Origin of the sequence: Bradyrhizobium iriomotense, assembly GCF_030160715.1 — a bacterium.
In the GTDB taxonomy this organism is placed as follows: Bacteria; Pseudomonadota; Alphaproteobacteria; order Rhizobiales; family Xanthobacteraceae; genus Bradyrhizobium; species Bradyrhizobium iriomotense.
The window spans coordinates 22,582-44,972 of record NZ_BSOW01000022.1 but is presented as its reverse complement, the minus strand read 5'-3'; the positions used below and the strand labels follow the sequence as shown (position 1 = coordinate 44,972).

Annotated in this window: 20 protein-coding genes; 12 read left to right on the top strand and 8 right to left on the bottom strand. The window is 63.4% G+C overall.

The features are described 5' to 3' along the window. The first annotated feature begins 253 nt into the window (after positions 1–253). Entirely contained in the window at positions 254–1,054 is an 801-nt protein-coding gene (locus QQL28_RS28320) for an SDR family NAD(P)-dependent oxidoreductase (RefSeq protein ID WP_284270786.1), read from the top strand. A gap of 196 nt (positions 1,055–1,250) precedes the next feature. Here the strand turns inward: QQL28_RS28320 and QQL28_RS28315 are convergent, their stop codons facing one another. Next, positions 1,251–2,543, bottom strand: a complete 1,293-nt coding sequence (locus tag QQL28_RS28315) for a PQQ-dependent sugar dehydrogenase (protein ID WP_284270899.1) — start codon at positions 2,541–2,543, stop codon at positions 1,251–1,253. 227 nt (positions 2,544–2,770) lie between these two features. Here QQL28_RS28315 and QQL28_RS28310 point away from each other — a divergent pair, with 227 nt between their 5' ends. The 5 genes from QQL28_RS28310 (at position 2,771) to QQL28_RS28290 (ending at position 9,191) form a co-directional block, all read left to right on the top strand. Further along, on the top strand, positions 2,771–3,964 hold the full coding sequence (locus tag QQL28_RS28310) for a urate hydroxylase PuuD (RefSeq protein WP_284270785.1): 1,194 nt from the start codon (positions 2,771–2,773) through the stop codon (positions 3,962–3,964). 154 nt (positions 3,965–4,118) lie between these two features. Then, entirely contained in the window at positions 4,119–5,735 is a 1,617-nt protein-coding gene (locus QQL28_RS28305) for an ABC transporter substrate-binding protein (protein WP_284270783.1), read from the top strand. Positions 5,736–5,759: 24 nt separating this feature from the next. Next, complete coding sequence (locus QQL28_RS28300; RefSeq protein ID WP_284270781.1) at positions 5,760–6,737, top strand: ABC transporter permease; 978 nt, start codon at positions 5,760–5,762, stop codon at positions 6,735–6,737. Position 6,738: 1 nt separating this feature from the next. Further along, positions 6,739–7,569: an ABC transporter permease gene (locus QQL28_RS28295; protein ID WP_284270778.1), complete on the top strand. Its 831-nt coding sequence runs from the start codon at positions 6,739–6,741 to the stop codon at positions 7,567–7,569. Then, entirely contained in the window at positions 7,566–9,191 is a 1,626-nt protein-coding gene (locus QQL28_RS28290) for an ABC transporter ATP-binding protein (protein ID WP_284270776.1), read from the top strand. Before QQL28_RS28295 ends, QQL28_RS28290 begins: the two co-directional genes overlap by 4 nt. Before the next feature lie 33 nt (positions 9,192–9,224). Here the strand turns inward: QQL28_RS28290 and QQL28_RS28285 are convergent, their stop codons facing one another. Then, positions 9,225–11,063, bottom strand: coding sequence for an ATP-binding protein (locus QQL28_RS28285; RefSeq protein ID WP_284270774.1), 1,839 nt, complete (start codon positions 11,061–11,063; stop codon positions 9,225–9,227). Between the two features lie 140 nt (positions 11,064–11,203). Then, positions 11,204–11,383 (bottom strand): hypothetical protein, encoded by a 180-nt coding sequence (locus QQL28_RS28280; RefSeq protein ID WP_284270772.1) that lies wholly within the window; start codon positions 11,381–11,383, stop codon positions 11,204–11,206. Here QQL28_RS28280 and QQL28_RS28275 point away from each other — a divergent pair. Then, on the top strand, positions 11,382–12,689 hold the full coding sequence (locus tag QQL28_RS28275; RefSeq protein ID WP_284270770.1) for an ABC transporter substrate-binding protein: 1,308 nt from the start codon (positions 11,382–11,384) through the stop codon (positions 12,687–12,689). The two genes, QQL28_RS28280 and QQL28_RS28275, sit on opposite strands and share 2 nt — an antisense overlap. Before the next feature lie 27 nt (positions 12,690–12,716). On the opposite strand, the gene QQL28_RS28270 is transcribed toward QQL28_RS28275, so the two are convergent. Beyond that, positions 12,717–14,030 carry an NAD(P)/FAD-dependent oxidoreductase gene (locus tag QQL28_RS28270; protein ID WP_431309655.1) on the bottom strand — a complete coding sequence of 438 codons (1,314 nt, stop codon included), beginning with the start codon at positions 14,028–14,030 and terminating at the stop codon, positions 12,717–12,719. A gap of 129 nt (positions 14,031–14,159) precedes the next feature. Between QQL28_RS28270 and QQL28_RS28265 the strand changes: the two genes are divergently transcribed. Together QQL28_RS28265 and QQL28_RS28260 are read left to right on the top strand one after the other, a co-directional pair. Next, positions 14,160–15,017, top strand: a complete 858-nt coding sequence (locus QQL28_RS28265; protein WP_284270766.1) for a VOC family protein — start codon at positions 14,160–14,162, stop codon at positions 15,015–15,017. A gap of 79 nt (positions 15,018–15,096) precedes the next feature. Then, on the top strand, positions 15,097–15,372 hold the full coding sequence (locus tag QQL28_RS28260) for a hypothetical protein (protein WP_284270764.1): 276 nt from the start codon (positions 15,097–15,099) through the stop codon (positions 15,370–15,372). A gap of 29 nt (positions 15,373–15,401) precedes the next feature. Here QQL28_RS28260 and QQL28_RS28255 read toward each other — a convergent pair whose 3' ends face one another. Next, complete coding sequence (locus QQL28_RS28255; protein ID WP_284270762.1) at positions 15,402–16,436, bottom strand: L,D-transpeptidase; 1,035 nt, start codon at positions 16,434–16,436, stop codon at positions 15,402–15,404. A gap of 186 nt (positions 16,437–16,622) precedes the next feature. Here QQL28_RS28255 and QQL28_RS28250 point away from each other — a divergent pair, with 186 nt between their 5' ends. Then, the gene (locus QQL28_RS28250) at positions 16,623–17,606 is read left to right on the top strand and encodes a lytic transglycosylase domain-containing protein (RefSeq protein ID WP_284270760.1); all 984 of its coding nucleotides are present in this window, start codon (positions 16,623–16,625) and stop codon (positions 17,604–17,606) included. A 52-nt stretch (positions 17,607–17,658) separates the two neighbouring features. On the opposite strand, the gene QQL28_RS28245 is transcribed toward QQL28_RS28250, so the two are convergent. Then, positions 17,659–18,408 carry an ion transporter gene (locus tag QQL28_RS28245; protein WP_284270757.1) on the bottom strand — a complete coding sequence of 250 codons (750 nt, stop codon included), beginning with the start codon at positions 18,406–18,408 and terminating at the stop codon, positions 17,659–17,661. Positions 18,409–18,923: 515 nt separating this feature from the next. On the opposite strand from QQL28_RS28245, the gene QQL28_RS28240 reads away from it, so the two are divergent. Both QQL28_RS28240 and QQL28_RS28235 read left to right on the top strand, forming a co-directional pair. Beyond that, a complete protein-coding gene (locus tag QQL28_RS28240) occupies positions 18,924–19,595 on the top strand; it encodes a hypothetical protein (RefSeq protein ID WP_284270754.1) in 672 nt (223 codons plus the stop codon). After that, positions 19,592–19,858, top strand: coding sequence for an HGGxSTG domain-containing protein (locus QQL28_RS28235; protein ID WP_348522526.1), 267 nt, complete (start codon positions 19,592–19,594; stop codon positions 19,856–19,858). Before QQL28_RS28240 ends, QQL28_RS28235 begins: the two co-directional genes overlap by 4 nt. A gap of 371 nt (positions 19,859–20,229) precedes the next feature. Here QQL28_RS28235 and QQL28_RS28230 read toward each other — a convergent pair whose 3' ends face one another. Beyond that, complete coding sequence (locus tag QQL28_RS28230) at positions 20,230–20,823, bottom strand: DUF6647 family protein (RefSeq protein ID WP_284270752.1); 594 nt, start codon at positions 20,821–20,823, stop codon at positions 20,230–20,232. A gap of 219 nt (positions 20,824–21,042) precedes the next feature. Then, entirely contained in the window at positions 21,043–21,699 is a 657-nt protein-coding gene (locus tag QQL28_RS28225; RefSeq protein WP_284270897.1) for a hypothetical protein, read from the bottom strand. Positions 21,700–22,391 lie beyond the last annotated feature (692 nt).

Genomic DNA, 22,391 nt, shown 5'->3' with positions numbered 1-22,391 from the left:
AAGCCACTGGCGGTTGGGAAGCCCCGATCGAGAGCCTAGCGCGGAAAGGATGGGGCGACAAACGAAGTTCGTGTGACTTCTTATCCTGCCGTCGCGGCACGTGATTGCATGTTCCTGCTCCTTCGGCCGCGCGACGGAGCCATGCCTGCAGCGCCGGGCGATGCGCATTCGGCACGGTCATCATCAAGGACGATCAATCTTCTCTCTTTGCGCATCCGTGCTATCCTGATGAAAAAGCAGGGAGAAAGCCGTCATGCGCTTGAAGGACAAGGTCGCCATCGTGGTGGGCGCAGGGCAGAGCCCCGGCGAAGGCATGGGCAACGGCCGCGCCACCGCGCTGACCTTCGCACGCGAGGGCGCGAAAGTGGTCTGCGTCGATCACAATCTCGAATCGGCACAGGAGACCGTCGCGATGATCGCGGCAAAACAAGGCACCGCGAGTGCCTTCAAGGCCGATGTCACCAGGACTGCCGACATCAAGGCGATGGTGGCGGATGCGCAGGCGCGCTGGGGACGCATCGATATCCTGCACAACAATGTCGGCGTCAGTCTCGGCGGCGGCGACGCCGAGCTCCTGAAGCTGACCGAAGCGGCATTCGACCGCGTGGTCGCCGTCAACCTGAAGAGCTGCATCCTGGCGGCAAAGGAGGTGATCCCGATCATGCGGACGCAAAGAAGCGGCGCGATCATCAACATCTCCTCGATGGCCGCGATCACGACCTATCCTTACGTCGCCTACAAGGCGACGAAGTCGGCGATGATCGCCTTCACGGAACAGCTCGCCTACCAGAACGCCGAATACGGCATCCGCGCCAACGTCATCCTGCCCGGCCTGATGAACACGCCGATGGCCGTCGATACCCGCGCCCGCGAATGGCACAAGACCCGCGCCGAAGTCGAAGCCGAGCGCGACAGCAAGGTGCCCCTGCGCAGGAAGATGGGCACCGCATGGGACGTCGCGAACGCGGCGCTGTTTCTGGCGTCAGACGAAGCGAACTTCATCACCGGCGTGACCCTGCCGGTGGACGGCGGCGCGAGCGTGATCAGGGGATAGCCGAAGCGACCACGCTGCCTTCCCTTCTCCCCTTGTGGGAGAAGGCGGCGCGAAGCGCCGGATGAGGGGTTGCATCCTCGCATTCACATCGAGAGATGAAATCGCGGAGAGATACCCGTCTCACCCGTCTCGCCGCTTCGCGGCGAGCCACCCTTCCCACAAGGGGAGAGGGTGCAGCGTCAGCGCTGCGCGAGCTTCAATGCGTCACCCGCCAGATGGTGCCGCCGCCGTCTTCCGAGAACAACAGCGCGCCGTCTTTCGCCACGGCGACGCCGACCGGGCGGCCCCAGACGTCGCTGTCGTTGACGACGAAACCGGTCACGAAGTCTTCGTATTCGCCGGTCGGCTTGCCGTCCTTCATCCTGATGCGGATCACCTTGTAGCCGGTGCGCTTGGACCTGTTCCACGAGCCGTGCTCGGCGGCGAAGGCGTCGCCTTGATAGTCGACTGGGAAATTGCTGCCCTGGTAGAACGTCATGCCGAGCGAGGCGGAGTGCGGTTGCAACAGCACATCGGGAATCGTGACCTTGTCCTTCAGGTCCGGCCGCGCGCCGGCATGGCGCGGGTCTTCGTTAGCGCCGATATAGAACCACGGCCAGCCATAGAACGCGCCTTCCCGCACGCTCGTGACGTAATCCGGCACGAGATCGTCGCCGAGGCCGTCGCGTTCGTTGGTCGAGCACCAGGGCAGGCCGCTCTGCGGCTGGATGGCAAGGCCGACACAGTTGCGGATGCCGGTGGCGTAGAACTTTCGGTTCTTGCCGTCCGCATCGAAGGCGAGCACGGCTGCGCGCTCCGCCTCATAACTCCAGGGTGCGCCAAGCGGCTGCGCGCGCGACCACGCCTCAAGACCGCCGGGCGGATTGCCCATGCCTTCGCCGACATTGCCGACCGAGCCGACCGAGACCAGCATGCGCTTGTTGTCCGGCGTGAAGACGATGTCGCGGGTGGAATGGCCCGTGCCGTGCGCAAGGTTCGCGACCACCGTCTGGGGCTTGCCGGATGCCTTGAGGTCACCGCTGCGATAGGCGAAGCGAACGACACTGTCCGTGTTGGCGACATAGACCCATTGCGGATTGTCGCCGTTCGGAAAGAACGCGATGCCGAACGGACGGTTCAGCCCGCTGGCAAAGATCTCATTCGCCACGATCTTGGCGCCGTCTGCGCGCAGCACGCGGATGCGCCCTGCCCGCGTTTCCGCAACGACGATGTCGCCGTTCGGAGCGACGCGCAGGGTGCGCGGACCTGAAAGACCTTCGGCGAGCAGCTCGATCTTGAAACCCTCGGGCACAAGCGGCGTTGCGTCGGCGGGCCGTGCCACGACGCGCGAGGCGTTGGCGACCGATGGCGAGGCGCCGGGCCGCGGCAAATCCTGTGGCCGGATCAGCCTCACCGTCCCCGGCTTGTCCGCTTGCCAGCTTCCGAAGGCGTCCTTGCCTTGCAGCACGGGTTCTGCCGACGCGGTGGTAGCGATGACAGCAATGCACAGCGCGGACGTCGATGCGGGATTGGACCGGCGTCCAAGATACTTCGTCACGAGTTCCTCCGCAGCCTTCGAGTGCCGAATCGCACATCAGCTCATGCCCGCAGGATGTGCAATGCGTAATGCCGTCCTGCTGGAAAATCCCGTCGATCAATGCGACACATTGTAAGGGCGCGGCCGCCGGTTGCGGTCATCAAAGCTGCGGCATCGACGTCGCGACGGACGGGGTAAGCATGTGGGGATCCATCATCTCGGAATGGGCGAGCCTGCTCCTGCGCTGGCTGCATGTGGTGGCGGCGATCGCATGGATCGGCAGCTCCTTCTATTTCATCCATCTCGACCTGAGCCTGAAGCAGAAAGCGGACCTGCCTGACGGCGTGCAGGGCGAAGCCTGGCAGGTCCATGGCGGCGGCTTCTACCGGATCATGAAATATCTGGTGGCCCCGAGCCAGATGCCGGAAGAGCTCACCTGGTTCAAATGGGAGGCCTACACCACCTGGCTCTCCGGCTTCGCGCTGATGGTGGTGGTCTATTATCTCGATGCCGACCTCTTCCTGGTCGACAAGTCGATCCTCGACCTGACGCCGGTCCAGGCGGGCCTGTTCAGCCTTTGCAGTTTGGCGCTGGCGTGGCTGCTCTACGAGATCGCCTGCCGCACCGGCCTTGCCCAGCGCGAGCTCGGCTTTGCGATCGGTGGCTATCTGTTCCTGGTCGCGCTGACCTACGCCTTCACCCACGTCCTGAGCGGCCGCGGCGCGTTCAACCAGATCGGCGCGATCATCGGCACCATCATGGTCGCCAACGTCTTTACGGTGATCATCCCGAACCAGAAGAAAATCGTCGCGGCGCTGATCGCAGGACAATCGCCCGACCCAAAGCTCGGCAAGACCAGCAAGGAGCGCTCGGTCCACAACAACTATCTGACGCTGCCCGTCGTCGTGCTGATGATCAGCAACCACTATCCCCTGCTCTACGCCACGCGGTTCAACTGGATCATCGTTGCGATCGTGCTGGCACTGGGACCGGTGATCCGGCATTTCTTCAACGAGCGGCATGCGGGTCGCAAATCGCCGTGGTGGGTGTGGGGCGTTGCCGCAGCCGGCGTGATCGCGATCGGCTTTCTCTCCGCCGCCGGCCCGCGCGAGGTGAAGACCGGCGCACTTGCCACGCAGCCACCGCTTGCCAATGTCGAGGAAATCGTGATGTCACGCTGCAGCATGTGCCATGCCGCAGAGCCGGTATGGGCCGGCATCGTCACCGCGCCAAAGGGCATCCTGCTCGATGCACCCCAGCATATCCAGCGCAACATCCGCTTGATCGGACGTGTCGCTGCATGGTCGAGCGCGATGCCGCCGGGCAACATCACCGAGATGACCGGCGAGGAACGCGCGGTGCTGGCCGCCTATATCACGCAGACCGATCGCTGAAACCAACAGCAGCCACGCGTCCATGCGGCCTTTTGCGGAAGGATATTCCGCAATCGCAGACCATTTCAAAATGACTTGAACGCCCGTCCGGCGTAGATAGGGAACCTGTGCGGCCACAGGTCGGCCCTTAAGTCAGTTTGTTTGGAGACGTCGTATGGATTTGACCCGCCTCGAAATCAACCGCCGCACGGCGCTCCTGACCTCGGCGGCGATCGCCGCCAACGTCATCAACCCGATGCGGGCGTTTGCGCAGGAGGCCCCGAAGAAGGGCGGCGTATTCAACGTCCACTACGGCGCCGAGCAGCGCCAGCTCAATCCGAGCATCCAGGCCTCCACCGGAGTCTACATCATCAGCGGCAAGATCCAGGAGAGCCTGGTCGATCTCGATGCCGACGGCAAGCCGGTCGGCGTTCTCGCCGAGAGCTGGGAGTCCTCGCCCGACGGCAAGACCATCACATTCAAGCTGCGCAAGGGCATCACCTGGCACGACGGCAAGCCTTTCACCTCGGCGGACGTCGCGTTCACCGCGATGAACATGTGGAAGAAGATCTTGAACTACGGCTCGACGCTGCAGCTCTTCCTCACCGCCGTCGACACGCCGGATCCACAGACGGCCGTATTCCGCTACGAGCGGCCGATGCCGCTGAACCTCCTGCTCCGGGCGCTGCCCGATCTCGGCTATATCTCTGCAAAACATCTCTATGAGAGCGGTGATATCAGGCAGAACCCGGTCAACCTCGCGCCCATCGGCACGGGCCCGTTCAAATTCGTCAAGTATGAGCGCGGCCAGTACATCATCGCCGACCGCAACGCCGACTACTGGCGACCCAATGCGCCCTATCTCGACCGCATCGTCTGGAAGGTGATCACCGATCGTTCGGCTGCCGCAGCCCAGCTCGAAGCCGGTGAACTGCAATACGCCCCGTTCTCGAGCCTGACCATCTCCGACATGGCGCGATTGGGAAAGGACAAGCGCTTCATCGTCACTACCAAGGGCAACGAAGGCAACGCGCGCACCAACACCATCGAGTTCAACTTCCGCCGCAAGGAATTGTCCGATATCCGCGTACGCCGCGCGATCGCGCATGCGATCGACGTGCCCTTCTTCATCGACAACTTCCTGGGTGATTTTGCCAAGCTCGGCACCGGTCCGATTCCGTCGACCTCGACCGACTTCTATCCCGGCGCAGGCACGCCGCAATATCCGTTCGACAAGGCCAAGGCCGCCGCGCTTCTCGATGAGGCCGGCTACAAGGCCGGCGCCGGCGGCGCGCGCTTCTCGCTGAAACTCCTGCCCGCACCCTGGGGCGAGGACATCTCGCTGTGGTCGACCTTCATCCAGCAGTCGCTGAAGGATGTCGGCATCACCGTCGACATCGTGCGCAATGACGGCGGCGGCTTCCTCAAGCAGGTCTATGACGAGCACGCCTTCGATCTCGCCACCGGCTGGCATCAATATCGTAACGATCCCGCCGTCTCGACCACGGTGTGGTACCGCTCCGGCCAGCCCAAGGGCGCGCCGTGGACCAACCAGTGGGACTGGGAGGACAAGCAGGTCGACCAGACCATCGACAATGCCCTGACCGAGCTCGATCCCACAAAGCGCAAGGCGCTTTATGCCGATTTCGTGAAGGAGGTGAACACGGAGCTGCCGGTCTGGATGCCGATCGAGCAGATCTTCGTCACCGTGATCACCGCCAAGGCCCGCAACCACTCCATCACCCCGCGCTGGGGCTCGTCGAGCTGGCACGATCTTTGGCTTTCCGCGTGATCCGTTTTTCGTCAAGATGATGCCATGCGCATCATAGGCCTTGCGGGGCGGCGGCTCGCCGCCTCGATCCCGACCCTGTTCCTGATCCTGATCGGCGTCTTCCTGCTGCTGCAACTCGCGCCGGGAGACACCGTCGACGCGCTGATGGCGCAGATGGGTGGCGGCGACGCCGCGACGGCGCGCGAGCTGCGCAAATTCTACGGGCTCGACCTGTCGATTCCGGCGCAACTTGCCAACTACCTCTGGCATCTGGTGCGGCTCGATCTCGGCTTCTCCTCGATCTACGGCAAGCCAGTCGCCACCGTGATCATGGAACGGCTGCCGCCGACGATCCTCTTGATGACGGCCTCGCTCTCCTTCGCGTTCTTCTTTGGCCTGGTGTTCGGCGTCATCGCCTCGCGCGCCGTCAACAAATGGCCGGACACGCTGATCTCCACACTTGGCCTCGTGTTCTACGCGACGCCATCGTTCTGGTTCGGCCTGATGGCCATCGTCGTGTTCTCGATCTATCTGCAATGGCTGCCGGCCGGCGGCTTTGAGGATATCGGAGAGGTACGCACCGGCATCTTCCGCGTCATCGACATCGCGCGGCACCTCATCCTGCCGACGCTGACGCTCGGGCTGATCTTCCTTGCGATCTACCTGCGCATCATGCGCGCCTCGATGCTCGAGGTCCTGAACCTCGACTATGTCCGCACCGCGCGGGCCAAGGGCCTCGACGAGACCCGCGTCGTGATGGGGCACGTGCTGCGCAATGCGCTGCTGCCGATGGTGACGCTGATCGGCCTGCAAGCCGGCACCATGCTCGGCGGCTCGGTGGTGGTGGAGAGCGTGTTCTCGCTGCCTGGCCTCGGGCGGCTCGCCTATGAATCCGTGATCCAGCGCGACCTCAACACGCTGCTCGGGATCGTCTTCGTCTCGGCGCTCCTGGTCGTCGTCGTCAACTTCGTCGTTGACCTCCTCTACGCGCGGCTCGATCCGCGCATCTCGGCGGAGGGTTGAGATGGACGCCGCGAAGCGCTATTTCCGGAGCCCCGCGGCCGTGATCGGCCTCGTGCTGCTGCTCGCCGTCATTGCAATGGCGCTCTCCGCCGGCGTACTCTATCCGCGCGATCCGCTGGCGCTTGCCGGCCGGCCGCTGGTGTGGCCGTTCACCAATCCGCGCTTTCCGCTCGGCACGGACAATTCGGGGCGCGATATCGCGGCGCAGATCTTCTACGGCGCGCGGATCTCGCTGCTGATCGGGGGCGTTGCCACCGTGATCGCGGTTGCGATCGGCACGCTGATCGGGGCGTTTGCCGGCTACTATGGCGGCTGGGTCGACAACATCCTGATGCGGATCACGGAAGCGTTCCAGACACTGCCGAATTTCGTGCTGCTGCTGGTGCTCGTCGCCGTGTTCGGCTCGACGCTGACGACGGTCACGATCGCGATCGGCATCGTGTGCTGGCCGGCGCCGGCGCGGCTTACCCGCGCCGAGTTCCTGTCGCTACGCAACCGCGAATTCGTCCAGGCCGGGCGCACGCTCGGCATGAGGGACCTCCAGCTCATCCTCGGCGAGATCCTGCCCAATGCGCTGCCGCCGGTGATCGTTTATGCCAGCGTGGTGATGGCGCTCTCGATTCTGCTGGAGAGCGCGCTCGCCTTCCTGCGGCTCTCCGATCCCAACGTGGCATCCTGGGGCAACCTCATTGGCCTCGGGCGCGACGTGCTGCGCGTGCAATGGTACGTCTCGGCCATTCCCGGCATCGCCATCCTCGTCACCGTGCTCGCGGTCTCGCTGGTCGGCCAGGGCCTGAACGACGCGCTCAATCCGAGGCTGAAGAGCCGATGAGCGAGCAGCCTATCCTCTCACTGGAAGGCCTCAGCGTGCGCCTGCCCCGGGGCGCCGATCGCACGCATGCGCTGAACGGCGTGTCGCTGTCGATCGCCTCGAACGAGATCCTCTGCGTCGTCGGCGAATCCGGCTCCGGCAAGTCGATGATGGCCAACGCCATCATGCGGCTGGTGCCGGGCGAGGTCGCAATCGAGGCCGGCCGGATGATGTTCGACGGCCGCGATCTCTGCACGACCGACCCGGCCGCGATGCGCGAGGTGCGCGGCGCCGGCATCGCCATGATCTTCCAGGAGCCGATGACCGCGCTCAATCCCTTGCGGACCGTCGGCGACCAGATCGCGGAGATGTTCAGGATCCACACCGATCTGTCCAAGGCGGAGATCGGCGAGCGGGTGCTGTCGCTGCTCGAAGACGTCCGCATCCCCAGTCCGAAGACTGCGGCCAAGGCCTATCCGCACGAGCTTTCCGGTGGCCAGCGCCAGCGCGCGATGATCGCGATGGCGCTGGCGCTCGACCCAAAGCTGCTGATCGCGGACGAGCCGACCACCGCGCTCGACGTCACCACGCAGGCGCAGATCCTGAAGCTGATCCGCGACCTGCAGCAGCGCAAGAAGACGGCCGTGCTGTTCATCACCCATGATTTCGGCGTCGTCGCCGAGATCGCCGACCGCGTCGTGGTCATGCAGCACGGCAAGATCGTGGAGCAAGGCACGGCGGATGACGTGCTGAACCGCCCGACCCATAGCTACACAAAGCAGCTCATCGCCGCCGTCCCGCCGCTGACGGCGCCGCCGCCGCGGCCGCTGTCTTCAGACAACATCCTCACCATCACCAACGTTGCCAAGACCTATCGCACCGGCGGCTTTCTCGACCGTGGTGCGCGCGTCACCGCGGCGGTGAAGGACGCTTCGTTGACGCTGCCCAGGGGCGCGACGCTCGGCATCGTCGGCGAGTCCGGCTCGGGCAAGTCGACGCTGGCACGCTGCATCGTGCGGCTGATCGATCCCGACAACGGCGCGATCCTGCTCGACGGCAAGGATTGGGTGAAGCTCAAGCGCGCAGAGATCCGCCGCGAGACCCGTCACATCCAGATGGTGTTCCAGGATCCCTCTGCCTCGCTCAACCCTCGACGCAAGGCCGCCGAGCTGGTTGCGCAGGGCCCGATCGTCCACGGCACGCCGCGCGCGACCGCGATGACTGAAGCCAGGGAGCTGTTCGCGCTGGTCGGGCTGGATCCGTCCGCCGGCGACCGCTTCCCGCACGAATTCTCCGGCGGGCAGCGCCAGCGCATCGGTCTTGCGCGCGCGCTCGCGCTGAAGCCGGACGTCCTGATCGCGGACGAGCCGGTGTCCGCGCTCGACGTGTCGGTGCAGGCGCAGGTCCTGAAACTGCTCGGCGAACTGCGCGAACGGCTCGGGCTCTCGATCGTCTTCATCACCCATGATTTGCGCGTGGCGGCGCAGGTCTGCGACCTCGTCGCGGTCATGAAGGACGGCGAGATCGTCGAGCACGGGCTGGTGGCCGACGTGTTCAGCCGGCCGCAACATCCCTACACCCAGGCGCTGCTCGCCTCGGTTCCGGGCGGCGCGTTCGCGCGTGAGCATCAGACGGCCGTGTAGCCGGGCGGACTTGCGTCATTTGGCCGCGGCGCTTCAGCCCAAGGCCGGCGCCGGAGCGGGCTTTCCGATGTGCGCGGTCTCCTCTGCCAAAGGCAAGGTGAACTGGAACGCCGCCCCTCGCGGTTCGTTCGCGCCGGCCCACATCTTCCCGCCATGCGCCTCGATGATCGAATGGCAGATGGCGAGCCCCATCCCCATGCCTTCAGACTTGGTGGTGTAGAACGGCTCGAACACGCGGCCCACGCTCTTCGGATCGAGCCCAGGGCCGGAATCGCGCACGCTGATGACGACGCCGTTCGTATCGTTCCTGCCGGTGGAGATGAACAGCTCGCGCGCGCCTTCGCGGACGTGGCTCATCGCCTCGACGGCATTGATGATGAGGTTGAGAACCACCTGCTGGAGCTGGACCCGGTCGGCCTGAACGGGCGGCAAGCCATCGGCGAACTGCATCCGGACCGTGACGTCGTGTTTCAGCACTTCGCTGTGCGTCAAGGTCATGACCTCGCGCACCAGCTGATTGATCTCCAGGTCCTCCATCTGCGGCGGCGCGTTCTTGATGAGCGCACGGATCCGACTGATGATCTCGCTGGCTCGCATGCCGTCGCTGATGATCCAGCCCAGCGTCTGCCCGACTTCGTCCAGATTTGGCGGCCGGGCACCGAGCCAGTTCAACCCAGCCCGAGCGTTCGCCACGGTGGCGGCGATCGGCTGGCTGATTTCGTGAGCGATCGAGGCGGTCAGCTCGCCCATGGTCGTGACGCGGTTGGTGTGCGCGAGCTCCATCAGGGCCTCGCGGTAGCGCCGCTCGCTCTCCCGCGCCTCGGCCTCCACCCGCTTGAGCTCGCTCAGATCGAGAACGAAGCCGACGCCCTGGCTACTGCCCTCTTCGAACATCGCCCCGCCGATCAGGACCGGCACACGGCTGCCGTCCTTGCGAAAATACTCCTTCTCGAACGGCTGGACGGTTCCGATCCGCTCGAGCTCGGCGACGTGCTGCGCGTCGTGGCCGTGCCATTCGGTCGGCGTGAGCGTCCTGCGATGCAGACGGCCCGCGGCGAGGTCCTCGCGGTCATATCCGATGATCCGCAGGAACTCGTCATTGGCTTCGAAAATGCGTCCCTCCAGTTCCCAAATGATGATCCCGATGATGTTGGAATCGAACAGCCGCCGGATCTTCCTGTCGCGCGCCAGGAGGTCGCTCTGGAGCCGAACGTTCTCCTCGGTCGCCATCCGTCGCCGGCGCGCTTCAATCCGCGCCAGCGCCAACGCGGTTCCGGCCAATGCGACGACGATGACGACCGCGGCGATGGTGAGCCGGGTCCGGCGCTGCTCGAGTTCGTCTGCGGATCTGTCGAGATCCACCTGGAGCAGCCGTTCGTGATCGACCATCAAATCGATTTGCGAGCGGATGTCTTCCATGCCGCGGATCATCGCCAGGGCCGCCAGCCCGGATTCGCGGGCGGCCGTCTTGACGATGTCGTCGATCTCTTTCAGTTTCGCCGAAAGCGTCAGGGCGAGATGTTCGGCGCGCAGGCTCTGCAACGGGTCCTTCGCGACCAGCGCCTGGAGCGCCTCGGCCTGCCGTCGCACGCTTTCGTCGGAGACGCCATAAGCCTTGAGATAGGCCGGGTCGAGGGTGAGCAGATAGCCGTGCCGTTCGGCCTCGAGGTCGGCGATGATCGTTTTGAGCCCGTCGAACGTCTCGAACAGCTGGCGGCTGTGCGCGAGCGAAACATTGACCGCCTGCCGATCGCGCCAGTAGCGCAGGCCGAGCACCCCGGTTATCACGAGCAAAATGACGAGCCCTGCAACCACCGGGATCAGCGGCCGTGCAAACCACCGCAAGATATGGCCCGAAGCAAGGATTGACATTGGCGTTAAGTCTTCCATGCTCGCAGGCGCATCTTCTGGTGCCAACGCCAGCGCATGGCTAGAATAATAGCATGAACCGGCCCGCATTGGGGAGCCGGAAACTCAATATTCTCCGCATGTTACTCCGGCTTTGGAGCTGATCATACAGCTTTGACGAAGCCGGTGCGCGCACAGGTCGCATGTTGTGAACGACTGACCACAACGAGGAGCATCAACATGGCGCCAAGCGAGAAATCGAAACGTGAAAAATCGCAAAGTGAGAACTCACGTAACGAACAAGCGCCGACCAGCCGGCGCAGTTTCATCAAGACATTGGGCATGGCAGGAGTCATCGTGCCGACCCTTACGACGTGGCCGCGAAGCGGCCTCGCCGAGGAGGCCAGCGCGGACTTTGCCAATGCCAAGATCGACTGGAAGCAGTTCGCGGGGCAGACGCTCACGCTCGCGGGCGCGATCCATCCGTGGTCGAGCGCGATCACGCCGCTGCTGCCGGATTTCACAAAACTCACCGGCATCAAGGTCGTCACCGACTTCCAGCTCGAAACCACTTATCTGAGCGCGATTCCGGTCATGCTCGCGCGCGGCGGCAACACGCCCGACGTGTTCATGTTCACGACCTATGGCCAAGGCATCTCGGGCGGATGGCTCGAGCCGCTCAACGCTCACTACGCCAACAAATCACTGACCGATCTCGCCTGGTATGACGAGAGCGATCTCTTGAAGACCGCGCGCGCCTTTCCGGTATGGTCGGACGGCGAGCGCTACGCAGTCCCGATCACATCGGAGGCGATGACCCTGTTCATCAACACCGATGCGCTGGCGGCCAAGAACCTTCCGGTGCCGCAGACCTTCGACGAACTGCTCGCGACCGCCAAGGCGATCAAAAGCAGCGACATGGCGGGTATCGCGATGCGGGCGCAGGCCGGCGGCAATTCGACCCCACCGGCGATGGGGTTCGTGTTCTCCTATGGCGGAGCCATGGTCAACAAGGACGGCACGGCCGCGTTCGGGAGCCCCGAGGCGATCGAGGCCATCGACATGTACGCACGGATGCTCAGCCAGGCAGGGCCTGCCAATGTCGGCACCTATGAATGGTACCAGGTACTCGACGATTTCCTGCAAGCGAGAACCGCGATGGCGATCGACAGCAGCAATTTCGCCACCGACATCTCCAATCCGGGGAAGAGCCGCGTCGCCAAGCAGGCCGGCTTTGCACCCTTCCCGCACCTCCCCGGCAAGCCTCCCGTGCCCTTCATGTCGCACTGGCAGGCCTGCGTGAATTCCAGATCGCAGAACAAGCGCGCGGCATTCCTGTTCCTGCTGTGGGCCACGAGCAGGTCGACCTCGCTGCAAACCGCCGCTGCGGGCCTTGCGACGACGCGCGTCTCCGCCTGGTCGAGCAAGGCCTTCAAGGACGCCTTCGGCGCGCAGGCCGCCGAGGCCGCGCTGGCCAATCTGCAAAATGCCGACGTCGAGCGCGCCAAGGCGATCCTGTTTCATCCGCAACAGCGCCGCATCCTCGACGCCTTCATGATCGGCGTCAATGAAGTGGTCTCCGGCAACAAGACGGCGAAGGCGGTGATGCCCGCCGCCGCTGAACGCGCCAATGCGGCGATTCGCGGATAGTTGCACCGCTTCCAACCGCAACGCGCGCTAGATCTCGCGCGCGTCGCGGCGCCGATAGACCAGCAGCATCAGCGGCGCGAGCTTGCGCATCAGGCCGTGCACCGGGATCGGCACCGGATTGGTGAACGGCAGCGCGAGCTCGCTGTCCGGCGCGCCGCGCACGGCTTTGGCGAGCTGATCTCCCAGCGGGATCGTCAGCGCCACCGCGCGGCCGTTGCAGCCGGTCCAGCCATAGGCATTCGGCCCGAGCTTGTGGATCCGCGGCAGGAAATCCGAGGTCATGCCGACATAGCCGTTCCAGACATAGTCGAATCCGACCTCGCCGATCTGCGGCCATAACCGCTGCAAGCGTTCGGTGACGCGCGCCTTCAGCCGCTCCGCCTTGTTGCCGGGCCCGATCACGGCACCGCCGGTGACAAGGCGATTGCGTGCGTCGTAACGGGCGAAGTAGAGCTCGCCATGGGTATCAGACATCGCCTGCCGGCCTGCGATGATGGTCTTCCTGACATTGTCCGACAGCGGCTGCGTCGCCATCTGCCACGACAGCACCGGCATCACCTCATGCGCAATGTCGGGCACGAGCTGTTTCGAGAACTCGCCGCTATAAGCATTGGTCGCCATCACCAGCGCGCCGCCGGAGATCTCGCCCTTCTCTGTCTTCACCACCCATCTGTCGTTGCGCCGCTCAAAGCTCACAGCCGGGGAACGCGCGTAGACGCGCGCGCCGAGGCCGAGCACGCTGCGCGCCAATCCGCGCGCGAGCGCGAGCGGATTGATGTGGCCGCCGGTCCTGTTCCAGAAGCCGCCATGCCAGGCGTCGGAGCCCAGCATATCCCTCACCTGCTCGCGCGAGAGCAGCTCGACGGGCGCGCCGAATCTAGACCATTGCCGCACGCGCCGCTCGGCGATCTTGATGCGGCCCGGCGAATGCACCGGCTGCACCCAGCCGGCCTGCTCCTGCTCGGCCTCGATGCCGTACCGCCGCGCCACGTCGAACAGCGTCGATGCGCTATCGCGCAACAGGTGCACGAAGCGCTCGCCCACCGCGCCATGCCGCGCGATGATGTCCTCGGGATCGGGGCGCGACAACGTCGGGATCACCTGGCCGTTGTTGCGGCCCGAGGCGCCCCAGCCCGGCTCGGCCGCCTCCACGATTGCGACATCGACGCCAGCTTCGCGCAAGTGCAACGCCGTCGACAGGCCCGTGAAGCCGCCGCCGACCACGATCACATCCGCCTTCTCGCTTCCTGCGAGCTCCGGCAATTCGGGCCCCTGCGGCGTGACCGCGGCCCACAGCGAATGCGGCCAGGTAACTGTCGAAGCGACGGTCAAACCAGTCATCATCAACCTTTCCAAATTGTCCCAAGCGTCACGAGATACCGCATCTGCGGCTGTCGCAGTTGACAGCCGCATGCAGGTGCGTTGTCGTGCTCGCCAGCCTAATCCACCCATTCATGCCGGGAAAATCAAGTGGCCCTCAAAAACGTCATCGGAATCGACCACGCCGTAGTCATGGTGAAGGATCTCGACAAAGCCGCAGAGAACTACAAGCGGCTCGGCTTCACCGTCTCGCCGCGCGGCACCCACAGTGCGCATATGGGATCTGGCAATTACACCATCATGTTCGACCCCGACTATATGGAATTGCTCGGCGTGCTCGCGCCAACGGAACATAATGCTCCGGCGCGCGCCTTTCTCGAAAAACGCGGCGAAGGCATCGAGCGCATCGCCTTCACCGCGGTCGATTCCACCGCAGGCGCGGAGGAGATTCGCGCGCATGGACTAACGCCGGTCGGCCCGGTCGATTTCGAGCGGCCGGTGACGCTGCCGGACGGCACGGTGTCGGCGGCGAAATTCCGCGTCTTCCAGTGGCCGGTCGCGGAAGCGCCTGGCGGCGTGCGCATCTTCGCCTGCCAGCACAAGACGCGCGAGACGGTGTGGATTCCCGAACTGATGATGCACGCCAACAGAGCGAAGCGGCTGAAGCAGGTACTGATCGCGAGCCCCGAGCCCGCGAACGACGCCGCCCATCTGTCGCGCCTGATCGACCGCGAGGCAAAAGCGGAAGCCGACGGCGCCGTCACGGTGCCCTCCGGCGGCGACCGCGCCGACTTCGTGTTCCTGACGCTCGACCAGCTCGGCAAGCGCTACCCCGGCGTCTCGCTGAGAGGTCTTGCCGAGCGCGGCGGCGCGGCGCTCGTGCTGGTGAGCGGCGATCTCGAGGCAACCGAGAAGGCACTTGGTGCGGCCGCCACCCGCAGCGGCGCGGCAATCTGCGTGGCCCCTGCTGCCGCCAACGGCACCCTGCTCGCCTTCGTTGCCGGCTGATTTGAACTAATTCTTTAACGGCTGTTTACCCCGGCGCCATACGATCCCAGGCAAACCACGTCTGCCTGGGATCGTATGCATGTTTAGAGAAGGCTCGCCAATCGTCTATGACGCGCCGGCCGAACTGAAGAAGTGGCCGTCGCTAAAGGGCGAGCGGCTCAAGGACCGAGGCCCGCCCTATCTCGTCTACAACGGCACGCTGGCCGAATGCGTGCGCCAGCTGATGGCAAAGCCGATCAAGGGCATCTCGCTCTACGACATCATGACGAGGCCGCAGCCGGCCTTCAACCAGACCGTGCTCTCGCCGGGTGACGCCGCCGAGATCGCGATGCGCAAGGACTTTCCGAAAGACTAGCGACCGCAGCGGCGCACCGCTCAGTGCCGTTACATGCGCGAACTCTTCCTTGTCGACGCCTGGTGTTGCGCAGGCGTCGCTTCTGCTGACTGGTCCAGAAAGACGACCGGCATTCCTTTCTTGATATTCGCGCTGAGTGTTAGCGCATCCCAGTTGGTGAGCCGGACGCAACCGTGCGAAGCCGACTTGCTCACCTTGCCGGGATCAGGAGTGCCGTGAATGCCATAGCCTTCGGCGGACAGGTTGATCCAGGTCGAGCCGACGGGATTGTTCGGACCAGGCTCGATCGTGAAAGGCCTCTTCGATTTCACGCCCTTGAACCTGTAATCCGGATTGTAGCGATAGGTCGGATTTTGATTGATGGCCGTCACCTTCAGCGTGCCGCTCGGCGTCGGCTTTTCCGGGCTGCCGACCGTCGCCGGATAGAACGCCAGCAGCTTTCCGCTTGCATCGAACGCCTTCAACGTCTGCCGCGTCTTGTCGATTTCAACGCGCGCGACCGGCATCGCATTCTGCTGCCCGATGACGTTCGCAACGGCGATCGTTTCCCCGGCCTTGTCGAAGGTCTTCCCCGGGTTGATCGCGCTGAGCAACGCTTCGCTCATGTGGAATTTCTCGGCGAGCGCCTCGCGCGCGCTGGTGTAGCTCAGCGCTTGGAGGCTCTTCATGTCCTCCATCCTTGCTGGCAGCGTCTTGAGGAACGGCCCCTTCACATCCGCTTCCGTAATTCTGTAGTCGACGATGGCAGGGCCGTCGCTCGTCGCGGCGAGCTTGTCCCAGAGATCCGGTGTGATTGCCTTCCCGAGATTCAGCTCATTTGCTTCGGCAAATGCGGACAGCGCCTTCTGCGCATTCTCACCGAGCTTGCCGTCGATCTCGCCCGGAGAGAAGCGCGCGCGATCGAGCAGGATCTGAAGCTTGACGATAGAGCTGCTCGGCTTGTCGGAGCCCGCCGGCTTCGCGGGCATCGCTGCGTCGTTGATGGCAGCGGCGTCGAGACCACCTGCGATGACAGGCGTCAACGCAAGGAACGAGAGCACAACAGCGGCAAGAGTTCGCAACATACCGCATCTCAGCCAAGGACTTCTCCGTAAAGTCGCGGAACGCGACGAAGTTCCAGAGCGAGGAAAATACGGTGTTCCTGCACGGAACAGCAAAGATCGCAGCTTCGCCGCAATCGACTCGTTAAAAAGTCCCTATCGGCGGCGCAATTGCGACCAACTCATCCACAATTGAGGCTCACACAAGCAATGCGATTTGTTTTCGCGGCGCTCGCCGCGTTCCTCGTCCTGATGCTCGACCTCGATGGACCTGCCACTCCGGCATCGAGCGTCAACAATCTCCTCCTCGCAGCCAGTCCATCCGAACATATCTCCTCCGCCTTCGCAGCGCTGTTTGAAAGCGCCAAGGCCGACGAACAGTCCAACGCGACACCCGCACAAGAGAGTTCTTCTCCGTCAGACAGGCCGGCGGAGACCATCACCGAATACGAGGCGGAGCAGTCGCCGCACGATGCATTCTGCCACGCGCTCCGCGAGGCCGCCGAGAACAGCGAAATCCCGGTCCCGTTCTTTGCACGCCTGATCTGGCAGGAGAGCCGCTTCCGCTCGAACGAGGTCAGCCACGCCGGCGCGCGAGGCGTCGCGCAATTCATGCCGGAAACCGCAGCCGAAGTCGGGCTCGACGATCCCCTCGATCCGTTCAAGGCGCTCCCCGCGTCCGCAAAGCTGCTGCGCAAGCTGCGCGATGATTTCGGCAATCTTGGCCTCGCCGCAGCCGCCTACAATGCCGGCAGCGGCCGCATACAGAAATGGCTGGCGAAGCAGAGCGCACTTCCGCGCGAGACACGCGACTACGTCCACATCATCACCGGCACCAAGGCGGAAGACTGGATCGAGGACGCCGACATGCTCGCGATCCGCATTGATCTGCCCAGCGAAGCACCCTGCGAAGGCGTCGGCGGGTTATCCAAGATCAAGGAGGTCGCGTTCGTCTCGGCCTCTCCTGCGGCGAGCGTCACCGCGCTGATTCAGAAGGCGCAATCCGCGGAGGCTACCGCAAAACTCGCCGCGCACCGCGTGCGCAAGCGGCTCGCTTTGCTGCTCAAGCGGAGCGCGCCGTCGACAGGCGCCACGCGGCTCGGCAGGGCACGCAGCATGATCGCCCCGCGCGCGGCCAGAAACACGAAAACGCGCGGGATCCGCATCGCGTCGCGCGTACGATCCTCGAGCTGAGAGGCAACTCGGAAGCGCGGCGAGGACATCGCGCACCTTTCCGCTCTCGGGGCTAAACGGCGCCTTCGTCAGGGATGTTCAATATTGTTCCGCACGCCTTGCAGTGCACGGCGTCGATATCATGGCGAAACAAGCCGCAGGACGGGCATTTGAACCGCACCTTGGTCGGGCTGAACAGCACTTTCGCGAGATTCAGGAAGAGCGTTACGCCGAAGATCATGATGACGACCGTAATCATGCGCCCCGCCGTTCCCGGCAGCGTGATATCGCCAAAGCCCGTCGTCGTCAGCGCAGTGACCGTGAAATAGAGGGCGTCTGCATAGTTCTTGATGCCCGGGTTAACGCCGCGTTGCGTTTCGTAAACCACGCCCGTCATGACGAATATGAAGACGGACAGATTGGTGATGGCGAACAGGAGCTCTTCATTGCGGCGAAAGAAGACGCTGTCCTCACGCAGGCACTGCACCACCCGGAAGGTTCGCAGCAGCCGAAACGTGCGCAGCACGCGCAGGAAGCCGGCGGCCTCGCTCGCTGTCGCCGCCAGCAGGGACACGATCGCCGCAACGTCGGTCCAGGTCGTGACGCGAAGAAGCTCCCGGCTGACCTGGCGACTTCCCGCCAGGCGCATCAACAACTCGGCCAGAAATGCGATGCCGAAGGTGACGTCGAGGGCACCGATCAATCGGTTGCGCGGAAGAAACGACGTGATGATGATGAACAGGAGCGAGGCGAGATCAAAGGCCAGAAGCGCGTAGAAGAAGACGCGCGAATTCGCGCTGCGTCCACCGTAGAGGTGACGCAATGAAGCACGAAATCGGGAGAGCGGCGTTCGGGGCGCCCCCTCAGCCTGTACGCCTAGAGCCGTCACTTTGTCGCCTCCACGGGCGCCGATGACCCCTTGTTCGCGGCGACGAACCTGGTCAATCCGGCCGGATGGTCCGCCTGCGGCACGATCCAGCCGCGACCACTAGTGTTCCCGAGGACGGCGAGCAAGTTGACATAGATCAACGGAGGGCGAGCTGCCGGCGGTGAATCAAAAATCTGAAAAACAACCCCATGCAAAGGCGCGACAGGGTCGCGGGACGCGAATTGCTGATTTAGCGAAGTCCACTTGACACGTCGGGCAAATCAGGGGTAAAAGTAGATCATCGCACAATTCGTGAACGACAGCTCGAGGCGCCCGACGATGGCCGCCCTCTTGCGTCCGTGCGCGCGAAAAATCTCAATCGACCGATGACGTTGCACCTCACCGCCGCAGCGGGCGCTTTGCTTGCGCGTGCCCAACCGCGCGCGCCCAGCGCGAAGGAGTCCATCAACATGACCACAGCATCCGACCGCAACACGACCACGACGATCGCTGTGCCCGATCAAGCCCGAACCACCGTCATGCCGCGGATCAGGTTCTCGCGCCGCGGCGCTGCGATCGACCATCCGGACCCGGACGTGGGTGAGCGGCTGATGGTGGAGGCATTCGGCGTTGCCGACCGCGACGCGATGTACGGCATCCTCCGGCAACTGGTGCGGGCAAGCATGGCTGGCACGAGACCCGACCCGACCAGCCTCGCCTTCATGCTCTCGATGGTGCAGAGCATCAAGCCCAGGGACGCCATCGAGGCCATGCTGGTGGCGCAGATGGTGTCCGTCCATGTGCTGACGATGCGCTGGACCTGTCAGCTCGGAAGAGCCAACGACCTAGCGCAGCAGGAGAGCGCCACGCGCGCCCTCGGCCGGCTGGCCCGCACCTTTCCCGCCCAGATGGAGGCGCTCAACCGCTACCGGAGCAAGGACGAGCCCGCCATCACCGTGCAAAACCTGTCGGTGCAGGACGGCGGCAAGGCCATCGTAGGCAACGTCACGCAGCATGCCAGCGTGATGGTTGCAGACCAACGCTCGCCGGTCGCTATAGCCAATGCGCGAACTGTCCCGATGCAGGAGCTCGGCGAACGCGAACTCGATGCCGTGCACGCGACGCGCGCCGCCCGGGCATGAACGATCGGCGATACGACACCGTGCCAATGCTGGCGAGCCCGCGCTGCGGCGCCAGAACCCGATGCGGCGGTGCGTGCCGGGCGCCGGCGGTGCCGGGCAAGAGCCGCTGCCGCATGCATGGCAGCGCGCCGGGCTCCGGCGCGCCCAAGCGAAACCGTAACGCACGGAAGCACGGGCTGTTCACCAGGGCTGCGATGGCCGAGCGACGTCAGGTCCGGGCGTTGCTGGATGACGCGCGGAAGCTGCTACGGGAGTTGAAATGATTTCCCTTGTTCTTTGGAGCGTTCACCTGCTTGGAGCTTGGCCTGCTTGCCTCTGCAACCAGACGCTGGCGGCCCAAAGGACCAGGTCACCTGCGGGCCATGAGCCGATTGTGCTCCACCGGCCAGTTGGGTGAACGCATCAGCCTTGGAGAGCTCAGGGAATAAGCGCGGCTGGCAGTGGTCCTGTTGGCAGCGGTGCAAACTGATTCTGCTGCTCCCGAGCCATCGCCAGGACAGCCAACGCAATTGCAAGAACCACCAAGAGTCTGGCCATCAGTCAAATCCGCTGAAACCCGGTTCGTACGAGATCCTGCTTTGCGCCCTTTCGGAAATGCGCTCGCCGAGCGGCGACCAAAATCCGCCGGTCACAATCAATACATGCATGCTGAAGAGATCAGCACCGTAAACATGTCGACGTCGAACTCTTTCTCCAAGCTCAGTCCGAACCGCTCCAGCCATTTGGCCTGAGCCAGGTAGGCCGTCTTCTCTCGCGCCTGGAGGCAATCAAATTTGAGCCTTCCCAGATTCTGAAGGTGATGAACCATTTCGTGTACCAGGACCGATTGGTCCGCCGGCGAAGTCCCTCCCCAATCGTCAGGAAGCAGGATCGTTCTCGTATTGTCGTCGTAGAGTGCGACAACCTCGCGCTGAGCCAGTTGCCCCTCGCTTCCTATGAAGCCTTGCGAAGAAGCAAGGTCCCTTGCACGCAACCTCGCAAGCTCCATCCTCGATGCAAATTCAATGGTGGGACGTTCTTTGATGGCTGGCAGGTCAAAGTTTGACGAGAGCCAGGCCACAATGTCGTCCAACAAGTCTTCCGTGGGTCGAGTTGCATCAGAATGCAACGAAACCGAACGCGCCACGGTGGACGCGCTACGCCCCAAAGCATATTCGCAATGGGCTCCAGAGGATGTCGCTAACGCGAGAGAGGCAATTGCCGCGACCAAAAGGAATTGTTTGAACATGACCCTCTCCTGGAGGCTGTTCGGAATAGAGGCCCTCTGCAAAAAATCTCAGTCATGGTTGAATGGCTGGAAGCTAGCATTCGCTTGGCGACGCCGTTGTGAACTCATTCACACCCAGGAAGCCACAACGCCGGTCACGGCATATGCGGGTGAGCGGCGCGGACGGTACCTCACCGGGACACTCCCGGCCAACAATGGTTCAGCAGACGATGTACGTCGCTAGTGAGCAGGAGTAGACGCGAGCGCCGGGGTGAACCGTTCGTTGGACCGCGCAAATACGAAGCGGGAGATCACGGAGATTTCTGCGTCAGGTCGGCCATCCTGGCCAAAGAGGATAAGTCCAGCTCCGCCATTAGCCACGTTTAGAATGACCGGCTCGCCACTCCACGTCTTGATTGGCTCCATTCCGATGATGAGAAACTCCCCCATGGGCTGGTCAAAGTATTGAAGCCTCAATTGCGGACCGACCTCTGCCGGCGCCAGTTCAAAACCAAGCTGCCGCGCCTGAGCATAAATTGCGGTCAAAGTCACGGTATCGGTTTCAAAGCCGAGTTGGACCGCTGATACGGCAACAAGCTCCACGTCTGTTTTCGTAGAGCTGACGGCAAAGGCGGGTCGAGCGAGAATTTCCGCAGCCAGCCCTCCAATGCTGCAACCTTTCTTGTCCAACGCATTACGAAGAGCCAACGGGTCCGCAAAAGTCCCCAGCGTAATCGTCTTCCACACCGGGACACCGGTAGCGGACTTGACCAAAACCGGCGGCCCGTTGGCTGAGGGAGCTTTCTTGAGCTTCAGCTGGCTCTGCAAGACATCTCGTGCGCTGCATTGAGCGCTCGCTTCACTCACGAACTGGATTATGCATGCCGCACAGAGCATCGCGACAATGAAACCGCGGCTACGATGTCCGCCCGTCGAGCAATGATGTCGCACGCGGCAATCGACGCGCTGAAAAACTACGCCCATAGCAACCTCTCTTGCGCAAGGCGCGTATGGATGATCAGAAAATTGCTTCAGTATCAGTTAATCAGTCCCGCTTCGTGAGAAGCGGCCTCGTAAAGTAGTTCCTGCTTTAAAGTCAAAGGTTCAAGTACAAACAGAATCTTTTGTGGCCGCCAGGGATCGTGATGCACCCAGGCCACGGCGCGCAAGCATACCGGTATGATGATGAGCACACTCGTTGATGATGTTTGCGATCAACCATATGCACGCCGACGTACAAATGGTTGGCCTTGCCCGCGACCGCAGCGACCGCTTCGGGTCGGACTCGGAAGTCGTGGCCAAGTCTCAGCTAGGTCCAGTTTACTCTCGACGACCGACATGTGGCCGACCTTTGGTTCGTAGAACTCAACGGCCATCGACGTGATGCACAACTAAACAATTATGCATCAAGGGACCTCTCGGCGGGGGGTGTATTTTGGGCGTGACGTCGAGGGCACGCCCCTCGCGGTCGCGAACTCAAACTTCCGCCATTCCAGAGCCCTCGCCGAGCCTGGCGAGCAGCATCAAACGCTTCGCACGTTTGTGAGGAGATTGACAAATACGATGTAAGGTAGATCACACTTCCGAAT

Coding starts and splice junctions, on each gene's coding strand:
- QQL28_RS28275 (WP_284270770.1), top strand. CDS start 11,382: ATGGCAGGAGTCATCGTGCCGACCCTTACGACGTGGCCGCGAAGCGGC.
- QQL28_RS28295 (WP_284270778.1), top strand. CDS start 6,739: ATGGACGCCGCGAAGCGCTATTTCCGGAGCCCCGCGGCCGTGATCGGC.
- QQL28_RS28320 (WP_284270786.1), top strand. CDS start 254: ATGCGCTTGAAGGACAAGGTCGCCATCGTGGTGGGCGCAGGGCAGAGC.
- QQL28_RS28250 (WP_284270760.1), top strand. CDS start 16,623: ATGCGATTTGTTTTCGCGGCGCTCGCCGCGTTCCTCGTCCTGATGCTC.
- QQL28_RS28235 (WP_348522526.1), top strand. CDS start 19,592: ATGAACGATCGGCGATACGACACCGTGCCAATGCTGGCGAGCCCGCGC.
- QQL28_RS28225 (WP_284270897.1), bottom strand. CDS start 21,699: ATGCTCTGTGCGGCATGCATAATCCAGTTCGTGAGTGAAGCGAGCGCT.
- QQL28_RS28305 (WP_284270783.1), top strand. CDS start 4,119: ATGGATTTGACCCGCCTCGAAATCAACCGCCGCACGGCGCTCCTGACC.
- QQL28_RS28240 (WP_284270754.1), top strand. CDS start 18,924: ATGACCACAGCATCCGACCGCAACACGACCACGACGATCGCTGTGCCC.
- QQL28_RS28230 (WP_284270752.1), bottom strand. CDS start 20,823: ATGTTCAAACAATTCCTTTTGGTCGCGGCAATTGCCTCTCTCGCGTTA.
- QQL28_RS28290 (WP_284270776.1), top strand. CDS start 7,566: ATGAGCGAGCAGCCTATCCTCTCACTGGAAGGCCTCAGCGTGCGCCTG.
- QQL28_RS28270 (WP_431309655.1), bottom strand. CDS start 14,030: ATGACTGGTTTGACCGTCGCTTCGACAGTTACCTGGCCGCATTCGCTG.
- QQL28_RS28310 (WP_284270785.1), top strand. CDS start 2,771: ATGTGGGGATCCATCATCTCGGAATGGGCGAGCCTGCTCCTGCGCTGG.
- QQL28_RS28260 (WP_284270764.1), top strand. CDS start 15,097: ATGTTTAGAGAAGGCTCGCCAATCGTCTATGACGCGCCGGCCGAACTG.
- QQL28_RS28255 (WP_284270762.1), bottom strand. CDS start 16,436: ATGTTGCGAACTCTTGCCGCTGTTGTGCTCTCGTTCCTTGCGTTGACG.
- QQL28_RS28300 (WP_284270781.1), top strand. CDS start 5,760: ATGCGCATCATAGGCCTTGCGGGGCGGCGGCTCGCCGCCTCGATCCCG.
- QQL28_RS28280 (WP_284270772.1), bottom strand. CDS start 11,383: ATGCCCAATGTCTTGATGAAACTGCGCCGGCTGGTCGGCGCTTGTTCG.
- QQL28_RS28285 (WP_284270774.1), bottom strand. CDS start 11,063: ATGTCAATCCTTGCTTCGGGCCATATCTTGCGGTGGTTTGCACGGCCG.